This window comes from Paracoccus lutimaris (assembly GCF_003337565.1).
Lineage (GTDB): Bacteria > Pseudomonadota > Alphaproteobacteria > Rhodobacterales > Rhodobacteraceae > Paracoccus > Paracoccus lutimaris.
This window is the reverse complement of record NZ_QPJL01000001.1, coordinates 190,373-200,537: the sequence shown is the minus strand read 5'-3', so window position 1 is coordinate 200,537 and position 10,165 is coordinate 190,373. Positions and strand designations below refer to the sequence as shown.

Annotated in this window: 10 protein-coding genes; 6 read left to right on the top strand and 4 right to left on the bottom strand. The window is 66.4% G+C overall.

Annotated features, from left to right (window positions below; genetic code table 11):
- Nucleotides 1-95 precede the first annotated feature (95 nt).
- The gene (locus DFP89_RS00980; protein ID WP_114347512.1) at nt 96-2,015 is read right to left on the bottom strand and encodes an O-fucosyltransferase family protein; all 1,920 of its coding nucleotides are present in this window, start codon (nt 2,013-2,015) and stop codon (nt 96-98) included.
- A 93-nt stretch (nt 2,016-2,108) separates the two neighbouring features.
- Between DFP89_RS00980 and tkt the strand changes: the two genes are divergently transcribed.
- From tkt to aat, 6 genes are all read left to right on the top strand, one after another.
- A complete protein-coding gene (gene tkt / locus DFP89_RS00975; RefSeq protein ID WP_114347511.1) occupies nt 2,109-4,127 on the top strand; it encodes a transketolase in 2,019 nt (672 codons plus the stop codon).
- Between the two features lie 107 nt (nt 4,128-4,234).
- Entirely contained in the window at nt 4,235-5,161 is a 927-nt protein-coding gene (locus DFP89_RS00970) for a DMT family transporter (RefSeq protein ID WP_114347510.1), read from the top strand.
- Between the two features lie 11 nt (nt 5,162-5,172).
- Entirely contained in the window at nt 5,173-6,069 is an 897-nt protein-coding gene (locus tag DFP89_RS00965; RefSeq protein ID WP_114347509.1) for a lysophospholipid acyltransferase family protein, read from the top strand.
- A 99-nt stretch (nt 6,070-6,168) separates the two neighbouring features.
- Entirely contained in the window at nt 6,169-6,690 is a 522-nt protein-coding gene (gene accB / locus DFP89_RS00960; protein WP_114347508.1) for an acetyl-CoA carboxylase biotin carboxyl carrier protein, read from the top strand.
- Between the two features lie 10 nt (nt 6,691-6,700).
- Complete coding sequence (gene accC / locus DFP89_RS00955; RefSeq protein ID WP_114347507.1) at nt 6,701-8,059, top strand: acetyl-CoA carboxylase biotin carboxylase subunit; 1,359 nt, start codon at nt 6,701-6,703, stop codon at nt 8,057-8,059.
- Nucleotides 8,060-8,093: 34 nt separating this feature from the next.
- Complete coding sequence (aat, locus tag DFP89_RS00950; protein ID WP_114347506.1) at nt 8,094-8,732, top strand: leucyl/phenylalanyl-tRNA--protein transferase; 639 nt, start codon at nt 8,094-8,096, stop codon at nt 8,730-8,732.
- Here the strand turns inward: aat and DFP89_RS00945 are convergent.
- Genes DFP89_RS00945 through DFP89_RS00935 form a run of 3 tightly spaced genes read right to left on the bottom strand, consistent with a single transcriptional unit; the run spans nt 8,696 to nt 10,038 of the window.
- A complete protein-coding gene (locus tag DFP89_RS00945; protein ID WP_114347505.1) occupies nt 8,696-9,196 on the bottom strand; it encodes a DUF2155 domain-containing protein in 501 nt (166 codons plus the stop codon). The two genes, aat and DFP89_RS00945, sit on opposite strands and share 37 nt — an antisense overlap.
- Nucleotides 9,189-9,659, bottom strand: coding sequence for an outer membrane lipid asymmetry maintenance protein MlaD (gene mlaD, locus DFP89_RS00940; protein ID WP_114347792.1), 471 nt, complete (start codon nt 9,657-9,659; stop codon nt 9,189-9,191). The genes DFP89_RS00945 and mlaD overlap by 8 nt, the downstream gene beginning before the upstream one ends.
- 4 nt (nt 9,660-9,663) lie before the next feature.
- Nucleotides 9,664-10,038, bottom strand: coding sequence for an NADH:ubiquinone oxidoreductase subunit NDUFA12 (locus DFP89_RS00935; protein ID WP_114347504.1), 375 nt, complete (start codon nt 10,036-10,038; stop codon nt 9,664-9,666).
- Nucleotides 10,039-10,165 lie beyond the last annotated feature (127 nt).

Below are 10,165 nucleotides of genomic sequence, written 5' to 3'. Positions count from 1 at the left end.
AACTCTGCCGCGCCAAGGGGATATTGGCAAAGCCTTTCTGCCGAAGGTTGCGCGCCGCCCGTCACATCGGGGCGCGGGCGGGCATATGCCGAAAACTACGGCAGGCGCGGCTGGAAATCGCGACGGACGGTCGCGATCAGGCCAAGCCCGGGCCAATGCTCGGCAGCCTTGGCCAGATGGCGCTCGGCCGTGGCCGTGTCGGCCTCCTGCGTGGCCCGGATCGCTGCCGACAGCCGCAGCATCGCATTCGCTCCGGAGAGCTGCTGGGCCGAGTTCAGCCAGCGCCACCCCGCCTTGCGATTGCCTGCCGCAAAACAGGTATCGGCCAGCCGCTTGTGGGTCATCGGCTGATCGGGATGCGCGGCGTCCAGCCAATGCAGCAGCGCGAAGGCCCGTTTCAGTCGTCCGTGCAGCCGCAGCACCGAGGCGCAATGCCCGAACCGCGCCGCATCCGCCGCCGTCACCGCCGGCGTGTCGCCAGCCGCAAGCGCCGCCTCGATCTCGTCCAGACCATCGGCCGCCGGCTTGATCTTTTGCCACATGCCGACCGCTTGCAGCAATTCGCGCTGAAGTGCCGGATTGCCAAGGAACTCCGCCCAGTCGAGCCGCAGGAGCCACAAAGGCAGCGTCTCGCCCGAGCGCGCGCCCTCGGGCGCGGGCTGGGTGTAAAGCGGCAAGATCACCGGCGCGACCTGCATTGTCCGCGCCACCGCATTGTCCGGTTGCGACAGCAGACGATGGGCCAATGTCGGGATGATCGGCCCCTCGGCGGCCCGCCCGGTCAGCAGCATGGTCAGGAACTGCGCCTCGGTGTCTTGCGCGATGGTGTCCTTGTCGCCGGATTCGGTGACCAGCAGCACCTGCCGGCATTGCGGCTTGTCGCGGTTGCGCATCAAGGGTGCGGCCAGCCCATCCTGCGCCAGCCGCCGGGCCTTCTGCATGCGGCCCGACGCCCAGGCCATGACCGCCAGCTCGCGATACAGAAACGGAAAGCGGTCGAGAAACCCGTCCCGCCCGGCCAGCATCTCGATCAGCTCGTTGCTGCGCCCGGTGGTCACGGCATGTTTTGCGGCATAGCCGAGGCTTTGCGCCAGATCGCCCGGCCCGTGGAAACTGTCCGGACAGGCGATCGCCCGGTCAAGAAGCGCGTCATAGGCGGCGATACGGGTCTCGGGGGAGAGGGCCGCAGGCAGTGCCGCGATCTGGCACGGGCCCATGATCGCGGCCGCGCGCGAGAACGCGCTCTGGCTGGGGGCGCCGACCTCGGCGCATTCCGACATCAGCATAAGCTCCAGCAGATCGCGCGCGGCGGGCGAAAGGCTGTCGCCGTCAAACAGCGCGCCTGCGGGAACCACGCGCGGATTGCCCTGCGCCAGATGGGCAACGGCGGCGGGGGTATCGCTGAAGGCAATGACCGGGCCAGTGCTTTGCGCGATGAAGGCGCGGAAGAATTCGTCGGGAACGTATTTCGAGGGCCAGCTGCTGTAAGACCAGGGATCGCCGTCCAGAATATCGCCACGCCGGACATGGATGGCGATCGGGTCGCCGCCGCCCACGCGCGCGATCGCCGCGCGCGCATGCGAAAGCGCCGCCGCCAGTCGCGGCGCCAGCCTAAGGCCGGCGGCGACATCGCGCATCCCGGCCTCGGCCTCGATGGCGGGCTCGTCCATGACCCGCACGATTTCGGACATTGAATCGCATTCATAGCGCCGCCCCTCGGCCAGCGTGGCCGCGAAGGCGGCGGCACTCAGGCCGGGCACGACCGCACTTGCATTCCGCCGCGCGCCAAGATCGGGCGGCCCGTCCACGACACGGATGTGGCGGGCGACAAACTCGGCGGTCAGAAAATCGCGCGGATCGGCCAGCTCGGGATAGGGGCCGCCCGGCTCGCTCAACCACAGGTATTTTCCATTGACGCCGAACTTGCGCGACAGGCGCATGACATTGAGCAGGCATATCAGCCGCGCACCAATCCGGTCGCGCCGGAATCCGATGATCTGGTCCTGCATGGTCATTGAAAACCGCCATGCCCGATCCCGTGGCGGGTTGCAACCACGCCACGCTCTGCCTATCAGGGCTTGCCGCCCCCAACAGCAGGGAAACCCGATATGGACATCGCCGACCGCCGCAAGGCCGACCCCGCACATTGGCGCCTCGCCTCTGCCATCCGCGCCCTTTCCATGGATGCCGTCGAGGCCGCGAATTCCGGCCATCCGGGCATGCCGATGGGCATGGCCGACGTGGCCACGGTCCTGTTTCAGAAACATCTGAAATTCGACGCCGCCAGCCCGCATTGGTTTGACCGCGACCGCTTCGTGCTGTCGGCGGGCCATGGCTCGATGCTGCTCTATTCGGTTCTTTACCTGACCGGCTATGAGCAGATGACCATCGACCAGATCCGCAACTTCCGGCAATGGGGCGCGATCACGGCGGGCCATCCCGAATACGGCCATGCCGAGGGGATCGAGACCACCACCGGCCCGCTGGGTCAGGGCATCGCCACCGCCGTCGGCATGGCCATCGCCGAAGAGGCGATGCGCGCGCAATTCGGCGCCGATCTGTGCAACCACAAGACCTGGGTCATCGCCGGCGACGGCTGCCTGATGGAGGGCATCAGCCAGGAAGCCATCGGCCTTGCCGGCATGCAGCAGCTGAAAAACCTGATCGTGCTGTGGGACCACAACGACATCACCATCGACGGCCGGGTGTCGCTGTCGGACAAGACCGACCAGCTCAAGCGTTTCGAGGCCTCGGGCTGGCGGGTGCTGAGCTGCGACGGCCATGACGCCGCCGATATCGACCGCGCGCTGACCGACGCCGCCTCGGGCAAGGATGACCGCCCGGTCATGGTTGCCTGCAAGACCATCATCGGCTTTGGCGCCCCGAACAAGCAAGACAGCTCGGGCGTGCATGGCTCGGCCCTTGGCGCCAAGGAAATCGAGGCCGCCCGTGCCGCAATCGGCTGGGACGCGCGCCCCTTCGTCATCCCCGAGGACATCCTGACCGACTGGCGCGCCATCGGCGCCAAGGGCCGCGCAACGCGCGAGGCCTGGAATGCCCGCGTCGATGCCGCCCCGAACCGCGACGAATTCGCCCGCCGCATCTCGGGCGAGGTCAACGACAAGCTGGCCCCGGTCATCGCCGCGCTGAAGGAACAGGCGCTGGACGCCAAGCCCAAGGTCGCCACCCGCAAGGCCAGCGAGATGGTGCTTGAGGTTGTGAACCCCGAACTGCCCGAGACCATGGGCGGCTCGGCCGACCTGACCGGCTCGAACAACACCCGCACCAAGGATCTGGGCACCTTCTCGCCCGAGAACCGCACCGGCCGCTATATCAACTATGGCATCCGCGAACATGGCATGGCGGCAGCAATGAACGGCATCTGGCTGCATGGCGGCTTCCGCCCCTATGGCGGCACCTTCATGTGCTTTGTCGATTATGCCCGCGGCGCCATGCGCCTGTCGGCGTTGATGGGCCTGCCGGTGACCTATGTCATGACCCATGACAGCATCGGTCTGGGCGAGGACGGCCCGACCCATCAGCCGGTCGAGCATCTGGCGATCTGCCGCGCGACGCCGAACACGCTGATGCTGCGCCCTTGCGATCTGATCGAGACCGCCGAGGCCTGGGAAATCGCGCTGTCCAGCGAGTCGACGCCCTCGGTGCTGGCACTGTCGCGCCAGAACCTGCCTTTGCTGCGCGAAACCGCCGGCGGGAACCTGACCGCCAAGGGCGCCTATATCCTGCGCGAGGCCTCGGCCGCGCCCAAGGTGATCCTGATGGCCTCGGGCTCCGAGGTCGAGATCGCGGTCGCCGCGCGCGAGGCGCTTGAAGCCTCGGGCGTGCCGACCCGCGTCGTCTCGGTCCCGACGATGGAGCTGTTCCGCGAACAGGACGCCGCTTACCGCGAATCCGTCCTGCCCGGCGACACCGTCCGCGTCGCCATCGAGGCCGGCATCCGCCAGCCCTGGGACTGGCTCCTGCTGGGCGAGCGCGGGCGCGAGGAACGCTCGGGCTTCATCGGCATGACCGGCTTTGGCGCCTCGGCCCCGGCGCCGACGCTCTACAAGGAGTTCGGCATCACCCCCGAGGCGACCGTCGCCGAGGCCCGCCGCCTGCTGGGCTGAGCCCGATCACAGATGAAACGGCCGCGCCCCAAGGCGCGGCCGTTTTTCTTTTGGCCCATGGACCCTGCTGTCCCGCGCGGGCATAACAGCCCCGAAGGAACGCCGACATGACCACGCCTGAGACCGATCCCGACGCCTTGCCACCGATCATCGCCCCTGCGGGCGACCCGGCGCGCAAGACGCAGATGCGGGGCATCGCGCTGTTGCTGATGGCGATCGTGATCTTTTCGCTGATGGATGCGACGGCGAAATATCTGGGCCAGAACTACCCTCCGGCGCAGATCGTCTGGGCGCGTTTCGTCGGCAACCTGCTGATCGTCTTGGTGATCTTTGGCCCGCGCCTGCGCAGCACGCTGGTCAGCACGCGGCCGGGGCTGCAACTGGCGCGGGGCCTCTCGCATATCGCCTCATCGGGGTTGTTCTTTACCTCGCTGCAATTCATCGGCCTGGCCGAGGCGACGGCGATCATGGACATCAACCCGGTGCTGATCACCCTTGCCGCGGCGATATTTCTTGGCGAATCCATCGGCTTGCGGCGCATTCTTGGAATCGCGGCGGCGCTGGTCGGGGCGCTGATCATCATCCGCCCCGGCGCGGGCGTCCTGCATCCCGCCGCCATCCTGCCGCTGATCGGCGCCTTTACCTATGCGGCGGGCGCGGTGCTGACGCGGATGACGCGCGGCGATTCCACGGCCACCTCGGTCCTGTGGTCGGCGCTGGTCGGCTCGGTCCTGTCCTCGTTCGTGGTGCCGTTTTTCTGGCAGCCCATAGATCCCGGCCATCTCTGGGCCTTTCTCCTGATCGGGTTTCTGGGCGCCGTCTCGCAGGCGCTGCTGATCCGCGCATTCGCGCTGGCCGAGGCCTCGGCCATCGCGCCTTTCGGCTATACCGGGCTGGTCTGGGCGGGCTTGTGGGGCTTTCTGTTCTGGGGCACCATCCCGGACCTGTGGACCGTGACCGGGGCGTTGATCATCGTGGCCGCCGGCATATATGTCTGGATGCGCGAGGCCCGCGCGATGCACCGGGCCGCATGAGCGGGAGCCGCATGAGCGAGACCGAAACCCCGGAAACCGAACCCGTTGCCCTGCGCGACCGCATCGCCAATGGCGCGTTTCTGGCGATCATGGGGCTGGCACGCATCCTGCCCTATAACCGCCGCATCCCGCTGATGGGCTGGTTCTTTGCCCATGTGCTGGGGCCGCTGGCCGGCTGGCGGCAGCGCATCCGCGACAATCTGGCCATGGCCCGGCCCGACCTGCCCGCGCATGAGGTGCGCCGCCTGACCCGCGCCGTTCCCGCCAATGCCGGCCGCTCGCTGGCGGAAATCTATTCCGGGGCCGAATTCACCGACCGCATCCGCATGGCCGATCCCCTGACCGGGCCGGGCCTGCCGGCGCTGGAACAGGCCGCACAGGCCGGGCGCCCGGTCATTCTGGCGGTGGCGCATTTCGGCAATTACGACGCCATGCGCGCGGCGCTGTCGGGACGCGGCTGGCCGGTCGGGGCGCTGTACCGGCCGATGAACAACGAGGCCTTCAACCGCCATTACATTCCCGCCATGCGCGCCATCGCCGAGCCGATGTTCCCGCGCGGACGCTCGGGGCTTGCCTCGATGCTGCGCTTTCTCAAGGGCGGCGGCTGGATGGCTTTGGGCTTCGATCAATATGACGGCCACGGCGCCGAGCTTAAATTCTTCGGCCTGCCCAGCAAGACCGTCCTGACCCCGGCCGAGCTTGCCATCCGCTATGACGCGCTGATCGTGCCGGTGGCCGGAATCCGGCAGCCCGACGGGCTGAGCTTTCGCGTCGAGGTGGGCGCGCCGATCCCCCATAGCGACGCCGCCACCATGATGCAGGCGCTGAATGACGACCTTGAACGGCTGGTCCGCGACCATATGGAACAGTGGTTCTGGGTGCATCGGCGCTGGAAACGCAGGCGCTAGGCGGCGAATCCCTTTCCCTTGGGTTGTGGGACGGTCTATAAGCGCTGAAACGCCGCCGCGCAGAGAACGCGGCCCCAACAATGACAATCAGAGGACAGCATGAGCGACGATTCCAAACACGCTGGTCACGACAAGCGCCTTCACGAGGGTGACGTTGCCTTCATCCAGGCGCTGGCCGAATTGCTCAATCGCAACGACCTGACCGAGTTGACCGTCAAACGCGAATATGACGAGAACGACCGGCTGACCGTCAGCCTGTCCAAGCAATCCAAGCAGGTCGTTCAGGCCTATGCCCCGGCCCCGGCCATGGCCGCAGCGCCCGCCGCCGCCCCTGCGGCAGCAGCCCCCGCCGCCGCGCCGGCAGCCAGCGAGGACCCGACCAGCCTGCCGGGCATTGTCACCTCGCCCATGGTCGGCACCGCCTACCTGTCTGCCGAGCCGGGCGCGACGCCCTTTGTCGCCATTGGCCAGCAGGTCAAGGAAGGCGACACGCTGATGATCGTCGAGGCGATGAAGACCATGAACCACATCCCCTCGCCGCGTTCGGGCACCGTGAAACGCATTCTGGTCGATGACGGCAATCCGGTCGAGTTCGGCTCGCCCCTGATGGTCGTCGAGTGAGGCAAGCGCCATGTTCGACAAGATCCTGATCGCCAACCGTGGCGAGATCGCGCTGCGCGTGATCCGCGCCTGCCGCGAGATGGGCATCGCCACGGTCGCGGTGCATTCCACCGCCGATGCCGACGCCATGCATGTGCGCATGGCCGACGAATCCGTCTGCATCGGCCCACCGCCCTCGCCCGAAAGCTACCTGTCGATGCCCTCCATCATCTCGGCCTGCGAGATCACCGGCGCGCAGGCCATCCATCCGGGCTATGGCTTCCTGTCGGAAAATGCCGGCTTCGTGCAGATGCTCGAGGATCACGGCATCACCTTCATCGGCCCTTCGGCGGAACATATCCGCATCATGGGCGACAAGATCACCGCCAAGGAAACCGCCAAGGCGCTTGGCATCCCGGTGGTGCCCGGCTCGGACGGTGGCGTGCCGGATGTGGATGCGGCCAAGCGGGTCGCGAAAGAAATCGGCTATCCGGTCATCATCAAGGCCACTGCCGGCGGTGGCGGGCGCGGCATGAAGGTGGCGCAGGACGAGGCCGGTCTGGAAACCGCCTTCCGCACCGCCCGCGCCGAATCCAAGGCTGCCTTCGGCAATGACGAAGTCTATATCGAGAAATACCTGCAGCGCCCGCGCCATATCGAGATTCAGGTCTTTGGCGACGGCCGTGGCCGCGCCGTGCATCTGGGCGAGCGCGACTGCTCGCTGCAGCGCCGCCACCAGAAGGTGCTGGAAGAGGCTCCCGGCCCGGTCATCACCCCCGAACAGCGCGCCGAGATCGGCGGCATCTGCGCCAATGCCATGGCGAAGCTCGGCTATCGCGGCGCCGGCACCATCGAATTCCTGTTTGAGGATGGCGAGTTCTATTTCATCGAAATGAACACCCGCCTGCAGGTCGAACATCCCGTGACCGAGGCAATCTTCGGCGTGGACCTCGTGCGCCAGCAGATCCTGGTCGCCGCAGGCGAGGAAATGGAATTCAAGCAGGAAGACCTCAAGATCAATGGCCATGCCATCGAGGTCCGCATCAATGCCGAGAAGCTGCCGAATTTTACCCCCTCTCCGGGGCGGATCAGCCAGTATCACGCGCCGGGCGGGCTGGGTGTGCGCATGGACAGCGCCATCTATGACGGCTACCGCATCCCGCCCTATTACGACAGCCTGATCGGCAAGTTGATCGTACATGGCCGCGACCGGCCCGAGGCACTGGCGCGCCTGCAACGCGCCCTTGGCGAGTTGATCGTGGACGGTGTGGACACGACGATCCCGCTGTTCCGCGAGCTTCTGGAAAATCCCGATATCCAGAGGGGCGATTATTCGATCCATTGGCTGGAAAAATGGCTGGCCGCCAAGGCTGCCCAGAACGCCGGCTAAGCCCGGTGCGCGCAGCCAGAAAAACGCCCCGCGCATGGCTGGCGGACTGACGGCGCGAACCATGCTTGAGGCCTATGCCATGGGAATCTTTCCCATGGCTGCCTCGGCCAGCGGATCCGATCTTTACTGGTTCGAGCCGCCCCAGCGCGGCGTCCTGCCGGTGGGCGGTGTCCATATCTCGCATTCGATGCGAAAGCTTTTGCGCCACAGCCGCTGGCAGGCCCGCATCGACGGCGATTTCATCGGCGTGGTCAAGGGCTGCGCCGATCGCGACGAGACCTGGATCAATGCCGAACTGCTAGCGCTTTACGCCGAACTCTTCGCTTTGGGTCACGCCCATTCGCTGGAAATCCGGGAGGATGACGCACTGATCGGCGGGGTATTTGGCCTGTCGCTGGGCGGGGCCTTTTTTGCCGAAAGCATGTTCTCGCGCCGGGACAACACCTCAAAGGCGGCGCTGATCTGGTTGTCGGGGCATCTGGCACGCTGCGGCTTTGTGCTGTGGGACACGCAATATCCCAATCCGCATCTGGCCTCGATGGGTGGGCAGACCATCCCGCGCGGCGAATATCGCCGGCAACTGGCCCAAGCGCTGAAGCAGCGCGCCGATTTCACCGCCCATGCCCTGCCAGCGGCTCAGGCCTTGGTGCAGGACACCACCCACACATCGTAGCGCGGGTCGTCCAGCGCCGAAAGCGCCGGTGACGAGGCAATCATCCAGCCGGAAAACACCCGCGCATTGGCCTTTTTGTCAGTGATCGTCATCTCGGCAAAGGCGTCCGCGCTGGGATCACCCGCCGGAAAGCGGCATTCCGCCAGGAGGACCTCAAGCCGGCCGAATTCGACCGACTCGCCCACGGCCAGCGTCAATTCCCGCGTCTGCCCCGTCACCTTGTCCAGCCCGCGCAGCAAAGCGCTGTTGCCACGCGCGGTCTGCGGGCCGCGCGCCGCAGCCACGGCCGCCTCGCGCTCGGCCGCCGAGGGTTCGGCCGGCACCACGGCATTGGGGTCGTCGCTGAAGGCCGGATCAACCATCAGCTGGCTTTCCTCCTCGGGGACTTCCTCCAGATCCTGCGCAAGGACCGGGGTTGCGGCCAGCAGCAGGCACAGGCCAGCGCGGGTCAGATGCTTATTCATTGCCATCCTCGGAGGCTTGCGAATCCACGAACTTCATCATCAGCGAGATCAGGCTGACAGCGCCCTGCACATCCTCGATCTCATCGCCCGGCTCAAGGTTCTCGGGCGCGCCACCCGGCTGCAGCTCGATATACGAGCCGCCCAGCAGCCCGTCCGACTGGATCAGCGCGGCGCTGTCGCTGGGCAGGCGGATGCTGTCGGGGATGCGTAGCCGCGCCTCGGCGAAATAGGTCTGCGGGTTAAGTTCGACTGCGGCAACGCGGCCGACCCTGACCCCGGCCACGCGCACATCGGTGCCAACCTCGATGCCATCCACATTCGGGAATGCCGCGCGCAATTCATAGCCGCCGCTGAGCTGTGCGGCAAAGCCGCTGCCTGCGCTGGACCAAGCCAGAAAGCTGCCGGCAACGGCCAGAACGGCCGCGCCAACCCAGAGCTCGGCCCGTTCGGCGGCGCTGTTCATCACCTTACTCGGGCTGCCAGGCGTCGTAATCGCGGCGCTTGGCCGGATCGGCACGATAAAGCGAGCCCTGGGGGTGATAGGCCTCGGGGGTGCCGGTCTGGTTCGGCGCATGCGGCTTTTCCCAAGCCTTGTGGGTCAGCGGATCGCGGGTCGGCGGTTCCTTATAGGTGTGGTGCAGCCAGCCATGCCATTCGGGCGCGACGCGGCTTGCCTCGGCCTCACCATTATAGATGACCCAGCGCCGCTTGCCGCCATTCGACTGGTAATAGATGTTGCCCTGATCGTCCTCACCGACCTTTTCGCCGTAAAGCTTGGTCCAGACCTGCGTGTTCAGGGTCTGGCTGTTCCACCAGGTCAGAAGACGGATGAAGAGCGACATGGCTGAAACCTCATGGTCAATATCATAGCGGGTATCGCAAATCTTTGCGCCGCGGTCCAGTAGGATGCGCCCTGTCAGGCATGCTGCGGCGATATTGCCGTGCGGGGACTGGCTGAGTTGGGCATGT